Origin of the sequence: Aliarcobacter trophiarum LMG 25534, from assembly GCF_003355515.1 — a bacterium.
GTDB classification, from domain to species: domain Bacteria; phylum Campylobacterota; class Campylobacteria; order Campylobacterales; family Arcobacteraceae; genus Aliarcobacter; species Aliarcobacter trophiarum.
On sequence record NZ_CP031367.1, the window covers coordinates 602,769 to 626,565 of the forward strand.

Below are 23,797 nucleotides of genomic sequence, written 5' to 3' on the forward strand. Positions count from 1 at the left end.
TAATTGATTTGTGGTGATGAAATTATATCAAAAAGTGTCTATTTATGGGCTTTAGAAAGCTTTTATACATGAGAAATTGATGATTTTTTATGTGCGAAAGTTGAGTAACTTAAAACTAAAAGATTTGGAAAAAGAGAAAGAAAACATAACTAATGATAAGCTAAAAAATGCTGAAGTTGAGTTAAATATTAATTTTGAAAAAAGATTAGAAGAATTAGAAAATAGTTTAGTTCTTGAAAAATTAAAACTTACAGAGGATAGAATAAAAAATAGTGATATTGTAGGAGAAATTATGACAAATATTTTTCCAGTAAAACCAAAAAAATCTCTTATAGTTGTAGTTGCATTTTTGACAGGATTTATTATCTCAATATTTTTAGTTTTTTTATTTAATTTTATAAAACAAAGTAGAAGTAAAATAAATTAGTATATTTTTGTTTATAAATACTATTTCTTAAAGTTCAAAAATATTTAATACCTAATATTCCTATAATAATTAGCCCTATGAATAAACATTTAAATTTTAGGGTTAATTCTTTAAAATAACAAAGTATCAAACTCCAAATAAATTATTTAAAAATATATTTTAAGATGCTTCTAAAATTTTAATTCTTTATGTTTATTTTTGATACTATTCGCAAAAAATTTGCAACTACTTAAAAGGTCAAAGATGGAAGAAAAAGAGAAGAAGAGTTTTATTGAGAAAGTTTTTTTAAAAGTAAATAGTATAGATAAAGTTTTAGAAAGTAGAGTAGATACGATACTTTTAAGAGTTATAAATATGCTTAAATATATATTTATTGTAATAATGATTACATATTTAGCAGTTTGTTTATTGAGTTTGGGATATAAACTTATATCTTTTACTATAGAGCAAGGAGCATTGGATTTTGCATCTATTAAAACTATATTAACTGATGGGCTTTTTACATTGATTGTAATTGCAATTGTAAAAACACTTTTTATTAAAAGTGGATTTGATTACTCTTTGACATTTTTGGAAATAGCTTTTGTTGTAATTATTAGAAAGCTTATTTTACTTGATACAATACCTAGTGAGACTAGTTTACTTATAGCTTTGGGAATAACATCATCTATATTTTTTATTCTAATAATATATATTCATAATCTAAAAAGAAAATGGCAAAAAGAGCTTAATTGAGATTTGGTTTAGCTACAAAAGCAATTTAATTGCTTATTGTAGCTATTGTTTTTTCATATTTTCAAGCATCTTTACACATCTAGCACTATGAAAACCTTTGAAATATTCTGGATTAGAAAAGACATTATCTTTTAAATCCCATCCTAAATTATCATTTATCATAATTGATTTTGAGAACTCTTTTTTTGTTCTATTTTCACAAAGTACAGTCTCTCCATTTAAAAAAGCTTTTTCAACCTCAAACATTCTTGAAGTTGTAACCTTAAAATGGGCAAAAATTGCAATAGTTAAAAATATAAAAACTAGAGGAAAAATCCTTTTAAAACTATTTGGTGGAGAGAACTTTCTAGTTGTTGCAATAGTTGTAACAATCAAAAAAAACACTCCAATTAAAATATATGCAATCTCTAACTCAAAAAATAGCTTCATCTAAAATCCTTTAATTTTTATTTGTTTCTTCCCACTTAATAAATTCATCACTAAAGTATACTATTCTTACTTTTTTAAACTCTCTACTTGAGTATAGAGCCATTTTATTTTTGTACTCTATAACCTTTGAGATATCATCTATTGTTCTATTTGTCTCTTCTGTTGTTTTACCGTGAATCATTGTAAATAGATTATATTTCCAGTTTGGATATTGAGGTCGTAAATAACAGTGACTAACAGCACTAAAAGAGGCCGCTTTTTCTCCTATACTTTGAGCATCTTTTTCTTCTATCTCCCAAACAACCATAGCATTTGCACTAAAACCTGCTTTTCTATGGTTTAGTATTGAAGCAAATCTTCTCATAACTCCTGAGTTTAAAAACTCTTGAACTACACCAAAAAGCTCTTCATAGCTAATATTTAACTCATCAATAATAAATTTAAATGGCTCACTTGTAAACTCTATATCTTTCTGTAAAAGCTTAATAAATCTATAGTGATACTCTTGTAACTCAAGAGATGTAAAGCTTTTTTTCACAAGCTCTTCTTGTTTTTCCTCTTTAGACGTAGTATCAAGTTTTACAGCAATTTTAAATAGTTTTAAAGTAGGAAGAACTATAAAATCTTTTGCTTTTGTCTTTTTTGCTAAAATCTCAATGCTTTTTTCTAAACCTAAAATTGAGTTTGGAGCAACAGCAATTGTAAACCAAATATTAAAAGAGTGGTTTCTCTCATAGTTGTGTGAGATACCAGGATGAGCATTTAATATTTTAACTGCTTCTTCTATATTTTCATTTGCTATTTCAAAAGCAACTAAAGAGGATTTATATCCTAATTTTTTTGTATCAAAAATAGCAGATGTTTGTCTTATAACTCCCTCTCTTTTTGCTTCATTTAAAATATCTAAAACTCTCTCTTCAGTTGTATGAAGCTCATTTGCAATATCCAAAAAAGGCTTTTTTGTAAGAGGGAAGTTTTTTTGAATTCTTAGTAAAACCTCATTCTTAAGCTCTAATTGTACAGTTTGTGTCATCTATTTCTCTCCTGTTTGAAATTGGAAAAATTTTAACTTAATAATATTTTTTATAAATTGACTTAAATTAAGATAGAATGGTTTAAAATTTGCTAAAATAAACTATATAAATAAAGGATTCTTTGTGACTTACTTTCCAGCTTTTTTGAAATTTGATGATAAAACTATTTTGATTGTTGGTGGTGGAAATATCGCTTTAGAAAAACTGGAACATCTTTTGAATTTTTCTTCAAATATTACTTTAATTGCAAAAAGTTTTAATGATAAAATTAAACTACTAATAGATGAAAAAAACCTTAAAGTTTTTCAAAAAGAGTATGAAAAAGGTGATGCAAAAGGTTACGATGTAGTTATTGCAGCAGTTGATGATTTCTCTTTGCAAGAGGAGATATATTTTGAAACAAGAGAGTATAAAACTCTTTGTAACTGTGTCGATTTACAACAATATTGTGATTTTATTTTCCCTTCATATATAAAAAGAGGGGATTTAACTATTGCAATTTCTACAAGTGGTAGCTCCCCTGCATTTGCAAAGAACTTTAAAATCTTTTTATCAAATTTAATTCCAGTAGGAGTTGAAGATTTCTTAAAAGAGTTAAGAGAGCTTAGAGATACGATGCCAAAAGGAAAACAAAGAATGCAATTTTTTGATAAGAAAGTGAAAGATTATATAAATTTATGGGAGAAAAAAGGTGAATAAAAATATATTAATGTTGGTATTGGTTGCCATCTTTTTTGTAGTTGGTTTTTTTGGATTTAAAAGTTCCTTACCAGAAGATAAAAATAAAAGAGTTTATTCTATTTTAGAAGAGTTTCTCCCTTATACTATAGAGAAAAGAACAGGTGGTTTAGCAATAGTTTATAAAGATGGAAGAGAGAAAGAGAAGCCAAAAAACTCTGAGATTTTTCATATAACTGATAGGCTTGATAAAGAGTGGGGGAAAGAGAGTTTAAGAGTAGATGGAAATACTTTAATAATTTTAGATAAAGATAAACAAGAGCTAAAAAGAGTAGAGTTAGATACTAAAGAACTCTCTTGGGTTAAAGAGTTTTTCGGGATTTAAAATTAAAAGTCTTAAAGAGTAGGGTTCCTACTCTTCAAACCATTTTAAATCTTCTCTTAATTTTACAACTTCACCAACAACAATTATTGCGGGAGTTGGAATATCTTTTGCTTTTTCAACTATATCTTCTAAAGTCCCAACAACAACTTTTTGCTCTTTTGTAGTTCCTCTTGATATAACAGCACATGGTGTAGAGCTAGGTTTACCAATTTTTATTAATTTTTTTGAGATTAATTTAATATTATGAATTCCCATTAAAAAAACAATAGTTTCATCTGCTATAAAGCTCTCCCAATTTATTTGGCTATCTTTTTTATTTGGAGCTTCATGACCAGTTACTACTCTAAAAGAGCAAGTATATCCTCTATTTGTTACAGGAATTCCAGCATATGCTGGAACACTAATACTTGAAGTAATTCCTGGGATTATCTCAAATTTTATACCTCTATCTTTTAAGTAAAGAGCCTCTTCTCCTCCTCTTCCAAATACAAAAGGATCACCACCTTTTAATCGTACAACATTTTCATGTTTTAAAGCAGCTTGATAGATAATCTCATTTATCTCATCTTGAGGAATTAAATGTTTTCCAAACTCTTTACCTACAAATTTAAAGACACAACTCTCTTTTGCCATTTTAAGAATTTCTGGGTTTGCTAATTTATCATAAATTATAATATCAGCCTCTTTTATAACTCTTACTGATTTTAAAGTCATAAGCTCTAAATCACCAGGTCCTGCTCCTGTTAAATATACTTTACTCATAATTTATCTCTCCTCAAAAATAAATAAGCCAGATGGTTTTTTTATATCATTTATAGTTTTAATATTTTCCCACGATTTTGTATCTAAGACTTCAACTTTATTTGAATCATTTACACTTACATATAGCTCATCTTTTTCATTTGACCATCTTACATGTAAAACTTTTCCATCAAATTTATACTCTTTTAGTTTTTTGTAAGTTTTAGTATCAAATATTTGTAAATATGGAAAATCTTCTCCAGAAAAAGTAACTGCTATAAAATCTTTATTTGGACTAAGGCTTGTAAAAACAGGCATTCCTTTTGTCTCAATAGTCTTTAAGAATTTAAAACTTTTATCATATACAAAAACTTTATTATCTCCAACAGCTGGAATAAAAGTCTCATTTTTACTTAAGCTCCAAAAACCAAAGTGAGGAACTTTTAAAACCTGTTTTTTATTATCCCCCAAAAAAACATCAATTTTTTTGTACTCCATTTTATTTAAATCAACAACTCCAAAGTGTGGAGAGTTGAAAAAGCCCATAATATAAGTTTCATCTTGAATCATTGCATCAAAAGGAACTTCTCCTACATCTTTAAACTCTTTTTCTAATACAAAGTTAGGCTCTTTTAAGCCACTATTTAAATCTTTATAAACACTAATTATATCACTATCCATTTGAGAAAAAATCATCTGGTTTTTGTATAGTTTAATTCCTACATTTCTTGAGTTTGTAATAATCTTTTTAATAGGTTTTAAATCTTTTGTTAAAACATCAACACTTTTATCATCATAGTTTGCAACAGCTACAAAATGTTCAGCTATCTCAAATCCTATTGCACTTTTACTTGTTTTATATTCAGCCAAGATTTTTTCACTTCTTGGATCGAATTTAATTACATATCCATCTCTTGAAATTGCATAGCCTTCATCTTTATAAAATTTTACAACGCCATGGTTCATATTTCTAAAGTTAAGAATTCTACTTTTAAACTTATCATTTTCAATCACAGCTAAACTAGAACTTTCTCTCTCAACTACAAAAAGCTTTTCACTAGCAAATAGACTACTTGCAAGTGTAATACTTAAAACTATTTTTTTAAACATTTTTACCCCTTTATCTCTTCTAAAGTCAAATAACAAGAGGGATCCTCTTCCCATAAATCACCACTTATTGCATAAGCTCTACTTCTTGAGCCACCATTACAAATATCAAGATATTTGCAATCTTCGCACTTTCCTTTTAACTTTCTTGGAAACTCTCTAAGTTTTACTAGAAGTTCATTACTCTTATCTAACCAAACTTTATCAAAATCTTTTTCTAAATAGTTTCCAATAATTTTAGGAAAGAATGGATCAGGTTTTACAAAACCATTCCAATCCATATTTCCTAATCTTTTTCCAGCACTATTCCCACCCCATGATTTAAGTCTTTGTTTAAGTGGTTCTACAAAATCTGGATATTTTTCTTCAAACTCTTTTAGAAGCATTATTGCATCCATCTCCATATTTCCAGTTACTATATCTATATCTTTTTTGTTTTCGTAGTAGTAAAATGCTTTTTTTATCATAAAATCTACATACTCTTTTCTTTTTTCTTTGCTAATATCAATCTTAAGGTTCTCTTCTCCTCGTCCTGAATATACAAGATGAGAAATATAAATTTTATTTACATTTAACTCTTCTGATAGTTTGAAAATATCATAAAAACTACTTTCAGTCTCTTTTGTAATTGTAAATCTAATACCAGCATTTCCACCCATATTCTGAATGATTTTTATTGCATTTATACTTCTATCATAAGAGCCTTTTTGTCCTCTAAAATAGTCGTGAACTTCTCCTATTCCATCTATTGAAATTCCAATATAATTAAATGTATCAATAATTTTTTGTGCATTCTTTTCTGTAATATATGTACCATTTGTAGATAGATAAGTCATGATTTTGTTATCTTTCATAGCTTGTGCTATTTCAAATATATCTTTTCTTAAAAGAGGCTCACCTCCACTAAATATTACAAAATTCACACCTGCAGTTTTAAGTTTTGGAATAGTATCTAAGATATCTTTCAATGCTAAAGTCTCTTTTTCATTTGCACTAGCTTTACTATAGCAGTGATGACAAAGAAGATTACATCTATTTGTCATATTCCAAATAATAATACTTCCATCTAAACTTCTACTTTTTTGATTCTCTAAAGTTGATTTTATTAAGTTTGATAATCTAAACACTATTTATCCTTAAAACTTAAAATAAAATCTGTTAACTCTTGAAGTTCTTTTGCATTTAGTTGAGGAAACGGAGGCATTATACTTCTTTTGTAACCCAAAGCTTCATAATTACTTTTTGGATTTACTATGTGAGCAATTATTTGCCCACTATCTCTTTTGTTAGCAATTTCACTAAATGATGGACCAAATGCTAATGAAGTTTCATGATGACAACCCCAACAATATTTCTTAAAAAGCTTCTCTCCATCTTTTTGTGAAGCTTGTAGATTTATACCAATTAATATAATTAATACAAATAGATATCTCACAATAAACCCCCTTTTAAAGCAAAACTATTTAATAATAATATTTGCTTGTTGTTTTATACTTTTTATTCTTTCATCAATTATAGTTTGGAACTTATCCATTCTAATTTGATTTTCAATATTACTATAAACTTGTTCCAATTTAATTGTTAAAGGCTCTTGAATTTCATCTAAAAAAATGATATGGTAACCAAACATTGATTTTACTGGTTCTTTTGTAAATTCTTGAGGGCTTAAATTATTTGATGCCTCCCAAAATTCATTTATCATATCGCCTTCTTTAAACCAACCAATATCTCCACCACTATCTCTTGAACCATCAATAGAGTTTTTACTAGCAAGTTCTACAAATGTAAGCTCTTTATTTTTAGATTTTTCAAGCTCTTTTATAATGTTTGAAGCTGTTTTTATATCTTCTACCAAAATATGTCTAGCTTTTAATTTTTTATCTTGTTTAAACTCATATAGATGTGAATTATAGTAGTTTTCAACTTCATTTTTTGGAACTTTTATTTTAGAAAACTCACTTTTCATAAGAAATTCTACCATTAGTGAATTTTTTAGCTCTTCTAAAGTATTTTTAAACTCTTTTGAACTATCAATCTTCTCTTTTTGTGCCTCTTGAATTAGAAGAGTCTTTTCTACTGTTTGATGAAGAGCTAAATTTTGCGCTTTACTATCTAATTGCATATAGTCTTTATCTTGATTTGTTGCTTTTAAAAAGTTGTTAACATCTTCCATACTAATCTCTTGTTTGTTTACTGTTGCTAAAATTTGAGCATTTAAGCTAAGAGCTAAAACAAATATCGTTATTAAAAATTTCATATTTTTCCTTATTTTATAGTTTTTTCAAAATCTTCAAAACTTTTCTTCTCATAAGAGTTAAATTTTGATGTATCACAAGGAAGTTTGCTATTGCACTTTTCTTTAAAAATATCCATACCAAAAAGTCTTGGATAAAACTCTCTATTTTTGTTTATAAAATTATATTTTCCAACAGGTACATTTGCAGGATAAGATGCTAATTCTTTAAAGCTATCTGTGTCAATAACAATAATCTCACCATCATTTTCATAGATACTTAAATATGCATATTTTCCATCACCACTATACTCTGTATGAATATATTTTTTACCAACTCTTGGAGTTATTATCTTTTGACTATAATCTTTTTTATCTACTAAAAAGAGTTTGTCAGTTCCATTATCAGCCCATAAATATGGTGTATAAGGATGGGTTTTTACAAAAAAACCATCTCCTCCAATTTCAACTTTTTTTACAAATTCCCAATCATACATCTTCCAAACTGTAATATATGGTTTTTTAATATGTGGAGTTGCAAAGTAGAAATTTCCATCTTTATACCAATATGTTGCAGAGAAAAGGTGTGGCATCCCTTTCATCTCATGTTCAAAAACAACATTTAAAGTATCAATTTCATAGACTCTTAAAACATCTCCACCTCTTGCTGTTGCAATTATAAACTTATCAAAAGGGTCTATAAAAAAATCTTCTATAGGCTCTTTTATATCTGTATATGTTATTTTAAATGTTTTTGTATCAACTTTTCCTATTTTTGCTTTATCTCTAAAAGTAAATATTGCCTCGTCTTTTGTATAAAACTCATATAAAGCTGAAACTTTCCCATCTAAATTTATTATCTCTTTTGCCTCCATTGTTTTTGGATTCATAACCACCATTTGTTCAGGTAAAAGACAAGTTGCAAAGAGATTTTGCTCATCACGACTCAAAGAGATATTTCGTAAATTTATACAGGCTCTTGTTTTGTTCATTCTTTGCCCAGATTCAAGTGAGTAGTTTTGAACCCAACCATCTCTTGTTGGAACATAAATATTTTTTGCATCCATTGTAAATTTTATTCCACCGTGGATATTATTTAGTGGAAATTTACTTAATATTCTTGTATCTTCCATAATCCAAGTTTGATTACCTTCTCTTTCTACAACAGGTAAAATCTGCTCTTTATCTTTTATTTTAAGAGGATTTACTGGATCCTTAAAAGATGTTATTGATTTGTTTATATCATTTAAATCCCAAGAAAAATTATCTTCCACAGGAGATTGTATATATCTTGCTATTTGATGCAGTTCATAAAGAGATAAAAAATCATATTTTGGCATAAGAGTTTGAGGAAATCCATCTTTTATCTTTTGTGCCAAATCTTTTTCTATATATTTTTTAGTATTAGCTGGAAGTAGTGGAGGTCCATCTATTCCAACTCTTTTTTCGTGGTGACAAGATGCACAATATTTATTATACAGCTCTTTCCCTATCTCTTTTTTAGGCAATGCCTCAACCATATGCCCTGCGGCTCCATCTATCGCAGCATTAGCATTACTTAAAAAAAAGATTGCACAGATTATTGATATTTTGTTTATTAGTTTCATAAAAAAGCCCCTGAATTATTGAATAAAGAAAATAGAAATATCAAGCCCTAAGGCTTGATATAGTTTTTTAATAAACGTCTTTCATTGTATTTGTAACGTTAAATTTACCAGTTGGAGTTTTAAGTCTAGGATCTTCTATTACAGATTTAAGTTCTAATGTTTTTGCATCATAAACTAAAATTGCAGTAGCAACCTCTTTATTTCCCCAAATACTTGTCCAAACTTCTGTACCATCAGCATTAAATTCAAAATGAACAGGTCCTCTTGATTCAATTGTTTTATCTCCTACTTTTACAGTTGGTAGATATTTTTCAGGTATCTCGATAGTTTTTACAACTTCTAGTTTGTTTTTATCAATTGCATAGAATGATGTTTGTAATTTTCTATCTGGATTAACTGGTCTATCAGCTAAGATATATGGTGAATTTGGATGTCCTTTTACAAAAAGATTTCCTCCACCCTCTCCAGGTAGTTGAATTTTTTTAACAACTTTCCAAGCATTTTTTGGATGTTTTTTAGGATCCGTTCCAATGAAGATTATATCATTTGAACCAATGTGTCCAGATGCCCAAAGTGGTCCATATGTTGGGTGATCAACATTTGCTCCTCTTCCTGGATGTGGTTTGTTACCTTGAGATGGAATATTAGCAACTAATTTTCCTTCTTTTGTATCAATAACAGAAATCATATCTCTAGCATTTGCAGCAGTCATAAAATATCTTTTTGATAAATCCCAACCACCATCGTGTAAGAATCTTTCAGCTTCAACCATTGTAACTTTTGGATTTTTAACATTTGAGTAGTCATATAACCAAACTTGACCAGTCTCTTTAATATTAATAATCCACTCAGGTTTATCGTGTGATGCAATAATAGCAGCAACTCTAGCTTCTCTTGTATACTCATTTGTATCATAAGTATAGCTTCCTGTTGAAACTATTTTTAATGGATCAAGAGTATCAGCTTCTAGTGTTACAATTGAAGGTGGCCAGTAACAACCAACAACCGCATATTTATCAAGATAATCTTTATGTTTTGATGTATCAATTGCTCTAGCATCGTTACAAACTTGAATTTCAGCAACGTTTTTAGGCTCTTTCATCCACATATCAATCATAGATGCTTTTCCATCTCTACCAATAACATACATATATCTTCCACTAGCACCTGTTCTTGTGATATGTGTAGCAAATCCAGATGGAACAACAGATTTAATCTCTTTTGTTTTACCATCAATAATAGCAATTTGTCCAACATCTCTCAAGATTACTGAGAAATAATCTTTCCAGTTTTCAGCACCAGCTTCTGGTTTTTTTGGTCTATCCTTTACAGGAATTAAAACTTTATGAGATTTTTTCATATCAGCAATAGATTTTTCAGGTGGAGTTTGAGCCTCTACTTGAATATATTTTGCCATAAGTTCTGTTTGAGCCTCTGTTAATTCACCAGATTTTCCCCAGTCAGGCATTCCACCTGGAGTTCCTTCATGAATTATTGTTTTTAGAAACTCTGTACCTCTAGTTTTCATCTCTTTTGCTTCAAGAGTTGGTCCTAGTGCACCTTTTCTAAGCATTCCATGACAACCAGCACATCTATCAAAATATACTTGGTTTGCATCTTTCATTTGAGCTTCAGAAAGAGTAATCTCTTCAGCCATAGAAACACTTGACATACCTAAGCTAGCAATTGCTACCATACTTAAAACTTTTGTTAATTTCATCTTTTTCTCCCTTTTAATAAAATAGATATACAACCAAACAAATGTTTAGCAAGTTTTATAGTGCTTTACCACTATAAAACTTTGCTTACTTATTTCTCACTCTCTAACCTTTTCTTCTCTTGTTTATATATAAAAAACATTGGAAGAACTATAGCACCGTGTAAAAATAGTGTCAAAGTCATAGGACCTTGATTTAACCATCCAAAGAAACTAGGCACAATGTCCGTAAATTCTGAAAACATAATCAACCTCCTTTTTATGATTCTTGATTAATTTTTGCATTTTTTATTGTTAGTAAATCTATTACTAAACATAAGAAACCAACAAAAGTAACAAGACCCATAGCTAATCTCCAACCCATAGCTTGTTTAAACCAAATACTGCTTTGACCGATAAAGTATGCTTCCCAAGTAGCACCAAATTGTGCTCTTTCAATCATAACTTGACCATACCCAGCAATAGTTAGAGCTACAGTCATTCCTACAACACCAACTGTAATAAATGTAAAACCGTATTTTGTAAGTTTTGTCATTTTTAACTCTTTTTTATTACCTTGAACTCCCATATAGAACATTGCAATCATTGCCATTGCAAATGCACCAAAGAATGCTAGGTGACCGTGAGCTGATGTAAATTGTGTACCATGTGTATAGATATTCATTTGTGGTAGAGTGTGGAAGAATCCCCAAATACCTGCACCAATGAAGTTACCAAATGCACTAGCAACAAACCATAAAAACGCTGGAGTATTGTTCATTTGAGCTTTTCCACCAGCACCTTTTTGTAATCCTTGCTCTTTTCCCCAGTCATACATAACATGTACAAACATTGCAACTAATGGAACTGGTTCTAAAGCTGAGAATAGTGCTCCAATTTCCCACCAGTATTCAGGTGTTCCAATCCAGAAATAGTGGTGTCCAATACCTAATATACCTGAACCAAATAGCATTGCTACTTCAATCCATAGCCACATTTCAACAATTTGTCTATTTGCACCAATTACTTTAATTAATGCCCAACCAATTACAGCTGCAACAAAAACTTCCCAAGTAGCTTCAACCCATAGGTGAATTACCCACCACCACCAGTATTGATCTATAGAGATATTATTTGTGTAGAACATTCCAGCTAGGTATAATCCAGCAAGAGCAAGTAAATCTGCCATTAAAACTGTAATAATTCCTGTTCTTTCACCTTTCATAGCTGTTAAATAAACATTAGCTAAGAAGATTAAAACAACAACAACAATTCCAATATCAGCCCATCTAGGAGCTTCAATATACTCTCTACCTTCATGAATTAGCCAAATAGACATCTCATTTGCAGGTCCAACTTGAACTAATATATATACTAAAACAACAATAGTAACTGCTAAAGTTAATACATAAAATCCTAGTTTTCCTAAACCAATACCAACTGTTTCAACTTTTGTTTCATCAGGAAGTAAGTAGTAAACTGAACCAATCATTGCATATAAAAGCCAAACAACAAGTGCATTAATATGTACCATTCTAGCAACATTAAAATCTAAAATTTCAAATAAGAAACCACTAAATACAAACTGAGTACCAGCTATAAGTCCAAATAGTATTTGAGCACCAAATAAAATTGCTGCAACTGTAAAATACATTTTTCCTAATTGCTTAGATTGAGATTGCATATTATCTACCATGGATTCCTCCTTCTATTTTCCCAAAGTTTCTAGGGAAACCGTTTGTATCAATTGATGACATATGTTTTAAAAATGCTACTAAACCTTTAGCTTCTTCAGCTGTAACACCAAGATTAGGCATCATTCTTTCGTTTGATGGATTATCAGATGGGTGTTGTAAAAATTCAGCAATAGCTTCCTCTTTTGTCTCTTTACCCATTCTAAGCATATATGATTCCCAATTAGGATCTAACCAAGCTTTTGTTAAATCAGGAGCATAGTATGCACCATTTCCAAGTAAAGTATGGCAATTCATACAGTTTTTAGTTTGAGAAGCTAATTTACCTAAGTTTAATAAAGCCATTGCTTCTTCTTCACTGTAATCATCTCGTCCAAAAAATTTCTCTTTTTCACCAATTACAGGTGTTTCATGACCTCTTTTGTCATTCATTTCATAAGTAATTTTATGGTTTATAACAGTTGGAGATGGAACTCTTTTTGTTATACCTTGATCTAGCTCCGCTTTTGTTCCCATTTGGATTTGACCCATAGTGTCAAAAGTAAGCCAAATAAGAAGCATAGCAGCTACACCTGTTACCCAAGCAGCTGATCTTTGCCAAAAACGACCATCTGCCCATACAGAGACTTTTTTAGACATTGCTACTTTCCCCCTTTATTTATTTAATTTTCATACTCTTCTTCGGCTTTGTTATTCAAGTAGTAATAAAGATGAGGTAAAGTAAGATAAGCTATCATAGTGATAAACAAAATCTTACCAACAAAATCTCCTACATGAAGCCTTGTAGCCATAAAATACATGCAGTAAGCTTGAAATCCCCAAAAAAGATAAGCCAACGGCATATAAATCTTTTTTAAATAACCCATTTTTACCAAAGTATAAATACCTACAAATAAAGCACCAAAGACAAGTATTAAAGACGATGATAAAAATATAGGTAAAAAATCATCCAAGGCAATTTCAGGTCTATTCCTTATAACTTCGCCCAACATTTCTGACTCCTATTTCTTAAAATATTTTTATCTGAAAGCATTATATATGAGAAAAAATATTGCAATGTTGATTATAATCAATAATATTTATACTAAAATTATAATAGTACTATTAAAAAATGGAGATAAAATGAAAAGAGATATATTAATGGATATAGTTAAAAAATCTATTGAAAAAGAGTTTAATAGTGATATAAATATTGATAAATCGGAGCTTATAAAAAATAATAACTTTTTAAATGAGAAGAGAGCAACTTTTATAACTCTTACATTAAATAATGAGCTAAGAGGTTGTATAGGAAGTTTAGAAGCAGATAAAACTCTATTTGATGATTTGGTAAATAACTCATATATGGCAGCCTTTCAAGATCCTAGATTTTTAGAGTTGAGTTTAGAGGAGTTTAAGAAAGTAGAGATTGAGATATCTATTTTAACACCACCTACAATAGTAGAGTACAAAGATTTTGAAGATTTAAGGTCAAAAATAAAACCAAACATAGATGGAGTTATTATTGAACAAGAGGGTAAAAGAAGTACTTTCTTACCTCAAGTTTGGAAGATGCTTCCAACCTTCGATGAGTTTTTTGCACATTTATGCTATAAAGGAGGATTTGAAGTTGATGATAGTTTTAATCCAAAAGTATATAAATATGAGGTAGAAAAGATAAAATGAGTATAAGAAAAACAGTTGTAAGTGGTAGTTTTTATCCAGATAATAAAAAAGAGTTATTGGAGTATTTTGAAAAGTTTAATAAAATAGAAGATGATAGAAATAGCTTTAAAAAAATATATTCAATTATTGTTCCACATGCTGGATATATTTATAGTGGATTTACAGCAAATAAAGCTTATAAAATGGCTAGTTTAAACAAATATAAAAGGGTTATAGTTGTAGGACCTTCACATAAACTTTGGTTTAGTGGAGCTAGTGTTTGTTTATATAGTGAGTATGAAACTCCTTTTGGAAATCTAAAAATTGATTTAGAGTATTCAAATAAGTTGATAAAAGAGTTTGATTTCTTAGGTTTTGAAGATGAGTGTAGTTTTGAACACTCAACAGAAGTTCAAGCCCCTTTTGTGAAATATTATTTTGGAAATATTGACTTCGTAGAGATTGTTTATGGTGATATAGATTATTTAAATTTAGAGAAAGTTTTTGAATATATTTTAAAAAATAGTGAAAACCTTTTAATAATTAGTTCTGATTTAAGCCATTTTTATTCACAAAAAGATGCTATGAAACTAGATTTAAACTGTTTAACTGCTATTTCAAATAAAGATTTAGCTTCACTTGAGGCTTGTGAAGCTTGTGGTAAAACTGGTATAAAAAGTATAATTGATTACTCAATAAAAAATAGTCTTAAAACAAAGCTTCTACACTACTGTACAAGTGCTGATATTTCAAATGATTTTTCAAGAGTTGTTGGATATACAAGTGCTTTAATTGGAGAATAAGATGTTCTTTATAAAAAAATTAATTGCTGCTTTTTTAATGCCAGTTCCTTTGGGTCTTTTTTTACTTCTTTTTGCCTTAATATTTTTATTAAAGAGCTCATATAAAAAAGCAAAGCTTTTTCTGATTTTAGGCTTTTTATGGTTTGCTCTTTTATCAAATCAAACTATCTCAAATATGATTATATCTCCTTTGGAAAATTCACATAAAGCTTTAATAGAAACTCCAAAAGAGATAGAGTATATTTTGGTTTTAGGAAATGGACATAAGACAAATGAAGATTTTGCAATTACTTCTATGCTTAACACAACAGCTATAAATAGATTAGTTGAGGGAATAAGACACTATAAAAATATAAAAAATTCTGGAAACAATTCAAAACTAATAGTAAGTGGTTATGCCTTTGATGATCCAAATACTCATGCCAAAATGCAAAAAAAAATGGCGATAATTTTGGGAGTTTTAGAGGAAGATATTATAACTCTTGATACTCCAAAGGATACAAAAGAGGAAGCATTTGAGGCAAAGAAAATAGTAGAAAATCAAAAGTTAATTTTAGTAACAAGTGCTTCACATATGAAAAGAGCTGCTATGATATTTGAAAAAGAGGGTCTAAATATTGTTGCAAGCCCTACAAATCATAAATATTTTACAAGCTCCTATCCAGCTTCATACTTTAGTGCTACAAATATACAAAAAGTGGAACTAGCTTGGCATGAGTATTTAGGAATATTATATTCATATCTAAGAGATGGAATGACCCCAAAAAAGTAGACAGAAATTTATTCAGTTAATTAAAATAACAATTTAGAGAAAATTGTAAACAATTGAAGGAATTAAAAATGGCAAGAAGAGAATATAGTGAAGAGTTTAGAAGAGATGCTGTAAAACAAGTTATAGAAAATGGATATGGGGTTGTTGAAACAGCTGAGAGGTTAGGTGTCCATTATGATTCTTTGAGAAACTGGATAAAAAAATACAAATCACCAGAAGCTGAAGTAGAAATAAAAAAAACTCAAGATACAACAGCTGAAATAAAAAGATTGCAAAAAGAATTAAAGAGAGTTACAGAAGAGAGGGATATTTTAAAAAAGGCCGCAGCGTACTTTGCAAACAACCCAAATTAAAGTACGCATTTATAAAGGAGTATCAAATACAGTACACAATCAGAAGAATGTGTACTGTATTGAAAGTTCATCCTAGTGGGTATTATAAATGGTTAAAACAACCTATTTCAAATTTAGAGATTGAAAATCAACAAATTTTACAAGAGATAAAAAAAGCATATAGAGAGTCAAATGGGATATATGGATATAGAAATATTCATAAAGATTTAAAGGCTTCAAATATACATGTAAATAAGAAAAGAGTTGCAAGATTAATGAAAGAAGCAAAACTTTGTGGAATAGGAAATTATAAAAGAAAACCAAAGCATAAGGCTGGTTCAATTCATAAAGCACATCCAAATCATTTAAAACAATGTTTTTTAACATATAAACCAAATGAATCTTGGGTTAGTGATATCACATATATCAGAACTTATGAAGGATGGTTATATTTAGCTACAGTTATAGATCTTTATTCAAGAAAAATAATTGGTTGGGCAACAGGACATAGACAATCAACATCTTTAATTATTAAAGCTTTGAAAAAAACAACTCACAGAATTAAAAATCATAAAGTAATTCTTCATTCAGGTCAAGGTAGCCAATATAGTTCTTATGAATACCAAACATTTTTAAAGCATCATAATATTATCCCAAGTATGAGCCGTAGAGGTAATTGTTATGATAATGCAGTAGCAGAGAGTTTTTTTAAGACATTAAAAAAAGAATTAGTTAGAAAAACTATATTTCATACAAGAGCAGAAGCTAGAGATAAAATATTTGAATATATAGAAATGTTTTATAACGCAAAAAGACGACATAGTTTTTTAGATTTTATAAGTCCAAATGAATTTGAGAAAAGATACAATGATAGTGTTACTCAACCCAAGGTGTTAACTGATTAAAAAAGTGTCTACTAACTTGGGGTCATTCCAAGATGAGATTTAGATATATTTATTTTATTTGACTATAAATATTTATTTTATAGCTTCCTAGTTCTCTTTTTATAGTATCATTTAAAGAGTTGCTAAAGATAGCTGGGAGATTTTCACTTAAAATAACTCCACTTAAAAGCTCTTTTTTTAGAAGGGAATAAAATATTAAGATACCAGCTCCAATTCCTGTTGGATAAGATACATAAGTGCTTCCACTATATGGTGTTTTTATAAGGTCTGTATATTTACTAAATGATAAACCAATAGACTCAATACTTTTTATCTTTTTTTTGTTTTTTGGATAAGAAATCTCTATATAAATATCTGCAATGGCACTAAATTCTGCATATTTTATAGTCTTCTTTTTTATATAATCCTCTATTATTTCTGGGCTTTTCATTTTTGGAATTATATTTTTTATAATACTATTTATAGATATTTTTTCACTCTCATTTTCTATGCAATATCTATTTGAGAAAAGATTTAACTGATATAGGTTTTTCATAAGTTCAAGCTCATTTCCTCCAATATTTAGTCTAATGTTTTCAACATTTGGAAAGCTCTGTTTTAGTGAGATTAGCTCCTCTTGAAAAACTGGATAAACATCTATAATGTTTCTAAAATATGGAAATTTATATAGCTTTGATTTTGAAAAAGGTTCTATAGTCTTTAGTTGATTGTTTTTGAAAAATATTGGAGAAAATGCTAGTTCATCAATAGCTACTTTTGGGGACCAAGAGAATATTAATTTTTTTGATTGTATCTCTTCTAATAAATTTAACTCAATCTTTGTAATTTTAACTTCATATGGAAGGTTTTTTAAAGAGTTTATTCTTTCACCTATTAAAAAATTTGTAATTCCAGGTGAGACTCCTAGATTTATCAAAGCAAAAAGGTCTCTTTTTTTGAACTCATTTTCTAAGCTTTGTTGTTCAAATTTTAAACTAGTTAGAATATCATTTTTATAGATATCACTTGCCAAATCAGCATAGTTTGAATTAAACTCTAAAGCTAATTTCATAATATCTAAGTTATAACTAGGAGTTGAAGAGTTTATAAAAATATCAAAATCTTGTAGCTCTTTTGTATATTTTTTTGGGTTTTTAAAAATATTCTCAAAATTATCTACTTCCAAGAAGTTTGAAGATTCAAGAAGTTCGCTATTTTTATAAAAATGCATTTTAGCCTTTTTTATATCTCTAACTACAAATAAAAATTCAATACAATCTTTTAAATTCTTATTAGATTGTTCACATAAAAGTGTGGAAATAACGCTACAAACTGCACCAACACCAAAAAATACTACTCTCATAAAAATCCCTAATTTTTTATTTTTACAATAATGATATCTTAATATTTTAGTCTATTGAGACTTGAACTATTATTTAAATAGATATAAATAAATAAAAATTAATATTTATTTAGCTATTATTGCAACCTAGTTGCAAATAAAAGGGTAGTATGAATTTAATACAAATAGAGAACCTATCACACTCTTATTCAAATACAAAAGCTTTGGAAGAGGTAAGTATAAATATAAAGGAAGATGATTTTTTAGCAATCATTGGTCCAAATGGTGGTGGAAAATCTACACTTCTAAAACTGATTTTAGGTTTACTTCCTATTCAAAATGGGAAAATATTAAAAAATATCAAAAATAGTGAAGTTGGTTATGTTCCACAAAATACAAATTTAAATATTGATTTCCCAATTACTGCTTTGGAAGTTGTTTTAATGGGACATATAAAAAGGAAAAGAAAAATTTTTGGATATGCAAAAGAGGATATTTTTTGTGCAATGAACTCTTTAAAACAAGTTGGTATGGAAAAATTTGCAGATAAAAAAATAGGTGATTTAAGTGGTGGACAAAGACAAAGAGTCTTTATCGCTCGTGCTTTATGCTCAAACCCAAAAATTTTAATGTTAGATGAACCAACTGCTAGTATTGATGTAAAAGGGCAACAAGAGATTTATGAGCTATTAAAAGAGCTTAATAAATCTATTGCAATAGTAGTTGTAAGCCACGATTTAACAATACTTTTAAACTATGCAAAAGATGTAGCTCATGTAAATAGAACTTTAGTTTATCATAGTTTAAAAGAGGTTCAAAGAAGTGTAACTTTAAGTGATGACCATTTGTGTGAAGTAGAGCTTTTAACTGCTCTTGGAAAGACACAAATTTGTTGTAATCATGAGCATTAAGAAAAGAGGGATAAAAAATGGAAATTTTACAATATGATTTCATACAAAATGCCCTAATAGCTGGAGTATTAATCTCTATAGCATCTGGAATTATAGGAACTTTAGTTGTAGTAAATAAAGTTACTTTTCTTACAGGTGGAATAGCTCATAGTGCTTATGGAGGGATTGGAATAGCAATATTCTTAGGAATTCCAGTTCTATTTGGTGCAACTGTTTTTGCTTGTATTACTGCAATTATAATAGCAATTATAACTTTGAAAAATAGAAGCAGAATAGATGCAATAATAGGTATGATGTGGGCTAGTGGAATGGCTATTGGAATTATTTTTGTAGATTTAACTCCTGGTTATAATGTAGATTTAATGAGCTACTTATTTGGGAGTATTATTGCTATTTCAAGTGAAGATTTATTCTATATGGTACTTTTAGATATTTTTATTATAGGAGTTGTAATCTTTTTTTATAAAGAGATTCTGGCAGTTTCATATGATAGTGAATTTGCAGGTCTTAGAGGAATAAATGTTAAGTTCTTTTATACCTTAATTTTAGTTTTATCAGCTTTGTGTGTGGTCGCTGCTATAAAAGCCGTTGGGCTTATTTTAGTGATTGCACTTCTTACAATTCCTACATATATAGCTGAAACCTTTGCAACAAAACTATCTAGTATGATGATAATTAGCTCAATTTTAGCTACAATATTCACAATATCAGGTCTTGTAGTTTCATATTTATATGATATAAGCTCAGGAGCTAGTATAATAATAGTCGCAGTTGTTGCTTTGGGAGTTGTAAAGCTAATAAAATAAAAAATAGAAAATGAAACGGAAAGACCAATGAAAAAAATAGATGTAAAAATAAAACAAGGGCTTGTAAATACTCTTAGAATAAATAGAGTTAGTGAGCCAGGAATTTACTTAATAAGTGGAGATGAAACAGAAGTTTTACTTCCAAATGCTTATGTAAAAAAAGAGATGGCAATAGATAGTTTACTTGATGTTTTTATCTATACTGATAGTGAAGATAGACTTGTAGCAACAACTTTAAAACCATATTTATACCTAAATGAGTTTGCAAATTTAAAGATAGTTGATAGTGCAAAGTTTGGATATTTTGTAGATATTGGTTTGCCAAAAGATTTGTTAGTTCCAAAAAATAGGCAAAAAGGAAGCTTTATAGTTGGTTCATATAAAGTTTTACAAATGCAGTTTGATGAAAGAACAAGTAGATTAATTGCAAGTGAAAAATATATTTTAGAAAACGAGCCAAATGGTTTAAAGCAAGGAGATGAGGTTGAAATAATTTTATACTCAAAAACTCCACTTGGATTTAAAGTTATTGTAAACAACTCTTTTGAAGGGATGATTTTTCACTCTGAAATTTTTGAAAATTTAAGAATAGGGGACAAAAAAAGAGCCTATATAAAAAATTTAAGAGAAGATAAAAAGCTAGATATTAGTTTGCAGAGAATTGGACAAAAAGTAGACGATAATAAGGTTTTAGAGATATTAAAAGCAAATGGTGGAGTTATAAATTTTACATATAAAAGCGATGCAAATGATATAAAAGATGTTTTTGCTATGAGTAAAAAAGCTTTTAAAGCAACTTTGACAAAACTAATAGAAGAAAAAAAGATAAGATTGGAGAATGATAAAATTTGCTTAATTTAAATTAAGACAAATTTTATCCTAATTGAATATAATTTCAGATATTTATTTTAAATAAAGGATATAAAATGGCAACAGTAAAATTTCATGGAAATATAGATGTAAATTTAAGTGGAGCAGAGGTTAATGTTGGTGATTTAGCGCCAGTTGTAACAGGTGTAGCACAAGATTTAAGTGATATCCAAATTGGTGGACAAAAAGGAAAAGCTCAAATTATTTTAGCAGTTCCATCGCTTGATACTGGTGTTTGTGCAAAAGAGGCAAAAAGATTTAATGATGAGGCAAGTAAGTTAGAACATGTTGAAGTAATTGTGGTATCTATGGATTTACCATTTGCAATGAAAAGATTTTGTACAACAGAAGGTGCAGATAATATCTTAGTAGCTTCAGATTTTAGAGCAAAAGCTTTTGCAAAATCTTATGGTGTATTACAAGCAAATGGACCATTAGCAGGGTTATCAGCAAGAGCTGTATTTATAGTAAATCCTTCTGGAAAAATTACTTATAAAGAGATTGTTCCTGAAATTACAGATGAACCAAACTATGATGCAGTTTTAGCAGCAGTTGCAGAAGCATCATCAACTGCTTGTTGTGGAAGTTGTCACTAGGGTCTAGGTTAGACCAATATTATTTTGAGCAAGATACCTCTTGCTCAAATCTAACTACTATTAATCAAATTATTGTAAAATCTTTTAAATAAACAGAAAGGATTAAATTTGAAAACTACAATCAAAAGTGTTATTTTTTTCTTCTTATTGACTATATCATTGTTTGCTAATAATATTGTAAATCAAGGGTATGAAGAGCTTAAAAAAGGAAATGTTTTAGAGGCTTTGACCTTATTTAAAAATGCTTGTGAAGCTGGTGGATACTCTGGTTGTTATAATTTAGGATTAATCTATTTTGATGGAAAATATATAGAAAAGAGCTATGAAAAGGCATTTGAAAACTTTGAAAAAGCTTGTACAGAAGGACATCAAAACTCTTGTTATAATCTTGCATTTATGTATGAAAAAGGTTTAGGAGTTCAAAAAGATAACTTTAAAGCTGTTGATTTATATATAAAAACTTGTAAAAATGGATTGAGCTCTTCTTGTTATAATTTAGGAATTATGTATAAAAAAGGTGAAGCAGTTGAAAAAGATGGGTTTAGAGCTATTGATTTTTATACAAAAGCCTGTGATATGAATCATCAGAAAGCCTGTTATAATTTGGGAGTTATCTATCTTGATGGAGAATTTTTAGCTATAAATAAGATAAAAGCAAAAGAGTATTTTGAAAAATCTTGTGAGTTAGGATATAACATAGCTTGTGAAGAGTTGGGAAAACTTTAAAATATTGTTTAAAATCAAGCCATGTTATAGAATAAATTGATAGAATCTCCTAAAATGATTTAGGAGATTCTTATGACTTCGTGGTACAAAAAGTTTGCCTCACAACCACATCAACCATTTTTCACAAATGGAATATTGTTTTTTATACTTTTTATAACTCTATTTGCTTTTGCTTATTCAAATAGTATAAAATTAGATACTGCACTTCTAACATATCATGCTTATGCTCTTGTTTTTGTGGTATTTATTCAATTCTTTTTAGGTTTTTTATTTGTTGTTTTCCCAAAATTTTTAATGCAGAGTGAAGTTGAACCAAAAGATTATATGAATCAATTCTTTCTCTATTTTATATCTAGCTTAGGTATATTCTTATCTCTTATTTTCTATTCAAAGATTACTATTTTATTTCAGATTATGATGCTTTTTGCACAAATTTTGAGTTTTAGATTACTTTATACTATACATAGAAAAAGTATAATGAAAGATAAAAATGATACAAAATGGATTTTAATGGCATTTAGTACAGGAATTGTCTCTCATCTTATCTATATAGTTTCAGAATTTAATTTTAGTTATTCATATTTAGTCTCTAAAATTGCTATAAATAGTGGATTTTATCTATTCTTATTTATGATTATATTTGTTATTTCTCAAAGAATGATACCTTTCTTTACAAGAGTTATGGTTCCTGAATATATTATAAATAAAAGTCCAAAACTATTGGATACTATTTTTGTACTTTTACTTCTAAAAGTTATTTTATTTAGTTTTGAAAATAGTAAGTTAAACTTATTAGCAGATATTCCACTTTTTATATTTATTACAAAAGAGTTGTTTCGTTGGAAAATGCCTACACTTTCTACTCCACCTATAGTTTGGATACTTCATTTGGCTCTTTATTGGATTGTTGTTGCATTTTTTATCTCTATTGTTGAGGGAGTTTTTGCCTTTATAAATCCAAATTTTTATTTTGAAAAGATTGTAGTTCATACTTTAGCTATTGGATATTTTGTTACAGTTTTGATTGGATTTGGTACAAGAGTTGTGTTAGGACACTCTGGAAGAAAAATAACAACAGGGGTATTTGCTATTTCAATATTTATAGCTGTTCAGATTTTAGTTTTTGTTAGAATCTTTGCATCAATTAGTGTAAATTTTGGTTTAAGTTATATCTTTTTTATAGAGTTGAGTGCTATTTTATTGATAGTAGCTTTGATTATTTGGTCTTGTAAATATGTTGCTATTTTATTGGAAAATGATAAAAAACCAGAAGTAGTGTCTTCAAATACAGATACAAATAAAAAACAAGAGATTCAATCAAAATGGAAGGCTTAATTTAGAAAAA

28 protein-coding genes are annotated in these 23,797 nt (G+C 28.6%); 14 read left to right on the forward strand and 14 right to left on the reverse strand.

Annotation, left to right across the window (positions count from 1 at the left end):
• Positions 1-100: 100 nt before the first annotated feature.
• Positions 101-427 carry a GNVR domain-containing protein gene (locus tag ATR_RS03135; protein WP_164966916.1) on the forward strand — a complete coding sequence of 109 codons (327 nt, stop codon included), beginning with the start codon at positions 101-103 and terminating at the stop codon, positions 425-427.
• 243 nt (positions 428-670) lie between these two features.
• Positions 671-1,162 (forward strand): hypothetical protein, encoded by a 492-nt coding sequence (locus ATR_RS03140; protein ID WP_115428035.1) that lies wholly within the window; start codon positions 671-673, stop codon positions 1,160-1,162.
• Between the two features lie 42 nt (positions 1,163-1,204).
• Here ATR_RS03140 and ATR_RS03145 read toward each other — a convergent pair whose 3' ends face one another.
• Positions 1,205-1,591 carry a hypothetical protein gene (locus ATR_RS03145; RefSeq protein ID WP_115428036.1) on the reverse strand — a complete coding sequence of 129 codons (387 nt, stop codon included), beginning with the start codon at positions 1,589-1,591 and terminating at the stop codon, positions 1,205-1,207.
• 10 nt (positions 1,592-1,601) lie between these two features.
• Positions 1,602-2,624, reverse strand: a complete 1,023-nt coding sequence (ahbA, locus tag ATR_RS03150) for a siroheme decarboxylase subunit alpha (RefSeq protein WP_115428037.1) — start codon at positions 2,622-2,624, stop codon at positions 1,602-1,604.
• Between the two features lie 124 nt (positions 2,625-2,748).
• On the opposite strand from ahbA, the gene ATR_RS03155 reads away from it, so the two are divergent.
• Together ATR_RS03155 and ATR_RS03160 are read left to right on the forward strand one after the other, a co-directional pair.
• A complete protein-coding gene (locus ATR_RS03155) occupies positions 2,749-3,324 on the forward strand; it encodes a precorrin-2 dehydrogenase/sirohydrochlorin ferrochelatase family protein (RefSeq protein ID WP_115428038.1) in 576 nt (191 codons plus the stop codon).
• Positions 3,317-3,688: a hypothetical protein gene (locus ATR_RS03160; protein ID WP_115428039.1), complete on the forward strand. Its 372-nt coding sequence runs from the start codon at positions 3,317-3,319 to the stop codon at positions 3,686-3,688. The genes ATR_RS03155 and ATR_RS03160 overlap by 8 nt, the downstream gene beginning before the upstream one ends.
• A 27-nt stretch (positions 3,689-3,715) precedes the next feature.
• On the opposite strand, the gene cobA is transcribed toward ATR_RS03160, so the two are convergent.
• The 11 genes from cobA to ATR_RS03210 form a co-directional block, all read right to left on the reverse strand.
• A complete protein-coding gene (cobA, locus tag ATR_RS03165) occupies positions 3,716-4,450 on the reverse strand; it encodes a uroporphyrinogen-III C-methyltransferase (protein ID WP_115428040.1) in 735 nt (244 codons plus the stop codon).
• Between the two features lie 3 nt (positions 4,451-4,453).
• Positions 4,454-5,539: a cytochrome D1 domain-containing protein gene (locus ATR_RS03170; protein WP_115429401.1), complete on the reverse strand. Its 1,086-nt coding sequence runs from the start codon at positions 5,537-5,539 to the stop codon at positions 4,454-4,456.
• Positions 5,540-5,541: 2 nt separating this feature from the next.
• Positions 5,542-6,663, reverse strand: a complete 1,122-nt coding sequence (locus ATR_RS03175; RefSeq protein WP_115428041.1) for a radical SAM/SPASM domain-containing protein — start codon at positions 6,661-6,663, stop codon at positions 5,542-5,544.
• On the reverse strand, positions 6,663-6,971 hold the full coding sequence (locus tag ATR_RS03180; protein WP_115428042.1) for a c-type cytochrome: 309 nt from the start codon (positions 6,969-6,971) through the stop codon (positions 6,663-6,665). Before ATR_RS03180 ends, ATR_RS03175 begins: the two co-directional genes overlap by 1 nt.
• Positions 6,972-6,995: 24 nt before the next feature.
• The gene (locus ATR_RS03185) at positions 6,996-7,793 is read right to left on the reverse strand and encodes a peptidylprolyl isomerase (protein ID WP_115428043.1); all 798 of its coding nucleotides are present in this window, start codon (positions 7,791-7,793) and stop codon (positions 6,996-6,998) included.
• An 8-nt stretch (positions 7,794-7,801) separates the two neighbouring features.
• Entirely contained in the window at positions 7,802-9,376 is a 1,575-nt protein-coding gene (locus ATR_RS03190; protein ID WP_115428044.1) for a cytochrome D1 domain-containing protein, read from the reverse strand.
• A 67-nt stretch (positions 9,377-9,443) separates the two neighbouring features.
• Complete coding sequence (locus tag ATR_RS03195; protein WP_115428045.1) at positions 9,444-11,096, reverse strand: nitrite reductase; 1,653 nt, start codon at positions 11,094-11,096, stop codon at positions 9,444-9,446.
• A gap of 89 nt (positions 11,097-11,185) precedes the next feature.
• On the reverse strand, positions 11,186-11,338 hold the full coding sequence (locus tag ATR_RS09835; protein WP_164966713.1) for a hypothetical protein: 153 nt from the start codon (positions 11,336-11,338) through the stop codon (positions 11,186-11,188).
• 14 nt (positions 11,339-11,352) lie between these two features.
• Positions 11,353-12,768: a cbb3-type cytochrome c oxidase subunit I gene (locus ATR_RS03200; protein ID WP_115428046.1), complete on the reverse strand. Its 1,416-nt coding sequence runs from the start codon at positions 12,766-12,768 to the stop codon at positions 11,353-11,355.
• Positions 12,758-13,405, reverse strand: coding sequence for a c-type cytochrome (locus tag ATR_RS03205; protein WP_115428047.1), 648 nt, complete (start codon positions 13,403-13,405; stop codon positions 12,758-12,760). The genes ATR_RS03200 and ATR_RS03205 overlap by 11 nt, the downstream gene beginning before the upstream one ends.
• Positions 13,406-13,428: 23 nt before the next feature.
• Positions 13,429-13,758 (reverse strand): hypothetical protein, encoded by a 330-nt coding sequence (locus ATR_RS03210; protein WP_115428048.1) that lies wholly within the window; start codon positions 13,756-13,758, stop codon positions 13,429-13,431.
• A gap of 130 nt (positions 13,759-13,888) precedes the next feature.
• On the opposite strand from ATR_RS03210, the gene amrA reads away from it, so the two are divergent.
• The 4 genes from amrA to ATR_RS03230 all read left to right on the forward strand — a co-directional run bounded on the left by amrA (position 13,889) and on the right by ATR_RS03230 (position 17,222).
• The gene (amrA, locus tag ATR_RS03215) at positions 13,889-14,431 is read left to right on the forward strand and encodes an AmmeMemoRadiSam system protein A (protein ID WP_115429403.1); all 543 of its coding nucleotides are present in this window, start codon (positions 13,889-13,891) and stop codon (positions 14,429-14,431) included.
• Positions 14,428-15,213 carry an AmmeMemoRadiSam system protein B gene (amrB, locus tag ATR_RS03220; protein ID WP_115428049.1) on the forward strand — a complete coding sequence of 262 codons (786 nt, stop codon included), beginning with the start codon at positions 14,428-14,430 and terminating at the stop codon, positions 15,211-15,213. The genes amrA and amrB overlap by 4 nt, the downstream gene beginning before the upstream one ends.
• Before the next feature lies 1 nt (position 15,214).
• A complete protein-coding gene (locus ATR_RS03225; protein ID WP_115428050.1) occupies positions 15,215-15,985 on the forward strand; it encodes an ElyC/SanA/YdcF family protein in 771 nt (256 codons plus the stop codon).
• Between the two features lie 68 nt (positions 15,986-16,053).
• A protein-coding gene (locus ATR_RS03230; protein WP_115428051.1) for an IS3 family transposase occupies positions 16,054-17,222 on the forward strand; the annotation gives its coding sequence in 2 pieces (ribosomal slippage) (positions 16,054-16,306 and positions 16,306-17,222; 1,170 coding nt in all).
• Between the two features lie 49 nt (positions 17,223-17,271).
• Here the strand turns inward: ATR_RS03230 and ATR_RS03235 are convergent.
• Complete coding sequence (locus ATR_RS03235) at positions 17,272-18,564, reverse strand: saccharopine dehydrogenase C-terminal domain-containing protein (protein WP_115428052.1); 1,293 nt, start codon at positions 18,562-18,564, stop codon at positions 17,272-17,274.
• A 149-nt stretch (positions 18,565-18,713) separates the two neighbouring features.
• On the opposite strand from ATR_RS03235, the gene ATR_RS03240 reads away from it, so the two are divergent.
• The 6 genes from ATR_RS03240 (at position 18,714) to ATR_RS03265 (ending at position 23,787) form a co-directional block, all read left to right on the forward strand.
• Positions 18,714-19,454 carry a metal ABC transporter ATP-binding protein gene (locus tag ATR_RS03240; RefSeq protein WP_115428053.1) on the forward strand — a complete coding sequence of 247 codons (741 nt, stop codon included), beginning with the start codon at positions 18,714-18,716 and terminating at the stop codon, positions 19,452-19,454.
• A gap of 17 nt (positions 19,455-19,471) precedes the next feature.
• On the forward strand, positions 19,472-20,260 hold the full coding sequence (locus ATR_RS03245; protein WP_115428054.1) for a metal ABC transporter permease: 789 nt from the start codon (positions 19,472-19,474) through the stop codon (positions 20,258-20,260).
• 27 nt (positions 20,261-20,287) lie between these two features.
• On the forward strand, positions 20,288-21,121 hold the full coding sequence (locus tag ATR_RS03250) for a CvfB family protein (RefSeq protein ID WP_306457765.1): 834 nt from the start codon (positions 20,288-20,290) through the stop codon (positions 21,119-21,121).
• Positions 21,122-21,186: 65 nt separating this feature from the next.
• Positions 21,187-21,726: a thiol peroxidase Prx-SUH gene (gene prx-suh / locus ATR_RS03255; RefSeq protein WP_115428055.1), complete on the forward strand. Its 540-nt coding sequence runs from the start codon at positions 21,187-21,189 to the stop codon at positions 21,724-21,726.
• 108 nt (positions 21,727-21,834) lie between these two features.
• Positions 21,835-22,452 carry a tetratricopeptide repeat protein gene (locus tag ATR_RS03260; protein WP_115428056.1) on the forward strand — a complete coding sequence of 206 codons (618 nt, stop codon included), beginning with the start codon at positions 21,835-21,837 and terminating at the stop codon, positions 22,450-22,452.
• Positions 22,453-22,524: 72 nt separating this feature from the next.
• Positions 22,525-23,787 (forward strand): NnrS family protein, encoded by a 1,263-nt coding sequence (locus ATR_RS03265; protein ID WP_115428057.1) that lies wholly within the window; start codon positions 22,525-22,527, stop codon positions 23,785-23,787.
• Positions 23,788-23,797: the final 10 nt, after the last annotated feature.

Excerpts from the sequence above, each read along its gene's own strand:
- ATR_RS03140 (WP_115428035.1), top strand. The coding sequence starts at position 671 with ATGGAAGAAAAAGAGAAGAAGAGTTTTATTGAGAAAGTTTTTTTAAAA.
- ATR_RS03145 (WP_115428036.1), bottom strand. The coding sequence starts at position 1,591 with ATGAAGCTATTTTTTGAGTTAGAGATTGCATATATTTTAATTGGAGTG.
- ahbA (WP_115428037.1), bottom strand. The coding sequence starts at position 2,624 with ATGACACAAACTGTACAATTAGAGCTTAAGAATGAGGTTTTACTAAGA.
- cobA (WP_115428040.1), bottom strand. The coding sequence starts at position 4,450 with ATGAGTAAAGTATATTTAACAGGAGCAGGACCTGGTGATTTAGAGCTT.
- ATR_RS03170 (WP_115429401.1), bottom strand. The coding sequence starts at position 5,539 with ATGTTTAAAAAAATAGTTTTAAGTATTACACTTGCAAGTAGTCTATTT.
- ATR_RS03185 (WP_115428043.1), bottom strand. The coding sequence starts at position 7,793 with ATGAAATTTTTAATAACGATATTTGTTTTAGCTCTTAGCTTAAATGCT.
- ATR_RS03190 (WP_115428044.1), bottom strand. The coding sequence starts at position 9,376 with ATGAAACTAATAAACAAAATATCAATAATCTGTGCAATCTTTTTTTTA.
- ATR_RS03195 (WP_115428045.1), bottom strand. The coding sequence starts at position 11,096 with ATGAAATTAACAAAAGTTTTAAGTATGGTAGCAATTGCTAGCTTAGGT.
- ATR_RS09835 (WP_164966713.1), bottom strand. The coding sequence starts at position 11,338 with ATGTTTTCAGAATTTACGGACATTGTGCCTAGTTTCTTTGGATGGTTA.
- ATR_RS03200 (WP_115428046.1), bottom strand. The coding sequence starts at position 12,768 with ATGGTAGATAATATGCAATCTCAATCTAAGCAATTAGGAAAAATGTAT.
- ATR_RS03205 (WP_115428047.1), bottom strand. The coding sequence starts at position 13,405 with ATGTCTAAAAAAGTCTCTGTATGGGCAGATGGTCGTTTTTGGCAAAGA.
- ATR_RS03210 (WP_115428048.1), bottom strand. The coding sequence starts at position 13,758 with ATGTTGGGCGAAGTTATAAGGAATAGACCTGAAATTGCCTTGGATGAT.
- amrA (WP_115429403.1), top strand. The coding sequence starts at position 13,889 with ATGAAAAGAGATATATTAATGGATATAGTTAAAAAATCTATTGAAAAA.
- amrB (WP_115428049.1), top strand. The coding sequence starts at position 14,428 with ATGAGTATAAGAAAAACAGTTGTAAGTGGTAGTTTTTATCCAGATAAT.
- ATR_RS03225 (WP_115428050.1), top strand. The coding sequence starts at position 15,215 with ATGTTCTTTATAAAAAAATTAATTGCTGCTTTTTTAATGCCAGTTCCT.
- ATR_RS03235 (WP_115428052.1), bottom strand. The coding sequence starts at position 18,564 with ATGAGAGTAGTATTTTTTGGTGTTGGTGCAGTTTGTAGCGTTATTTCC.
- ATR_RS03240 (WP_115428053.1), top strand. The coding sequence starts at position 18,714 with ATGAATTTAATACAAATAGAGAACCTATCACACTCTTATTCAAATACA.
- ATR_RS03245 (WP_115428054.1), top strand. The coding sequence starts at position 19,472 with ATGGAAATTTTACAATATGATTTCATACAAAATGCCCTAATAGCTGGA.
- ATR_RS03250 (WP_306457765.1), top strand. The coding sequence starts at position 20,288 with ATGAAAAAAATAGATGTAAAAATAAAACAAGGGCTTGTAAATACTCTT.
- prx-suh (WP_115428055.1), top strand. The coding sequence starts at position 21,187 with ATGGCAACAGTAAAATTTCATGGAAATATAGATGTAAATTTAAGTGGA.
- ATR_RS03265 (WP_115428057.1), top strand. The coding sequence starts at position 22,525 with ATGACTTCGTGGTACAAAAAGTTTGCCTCACAACCACATCAACCATTT.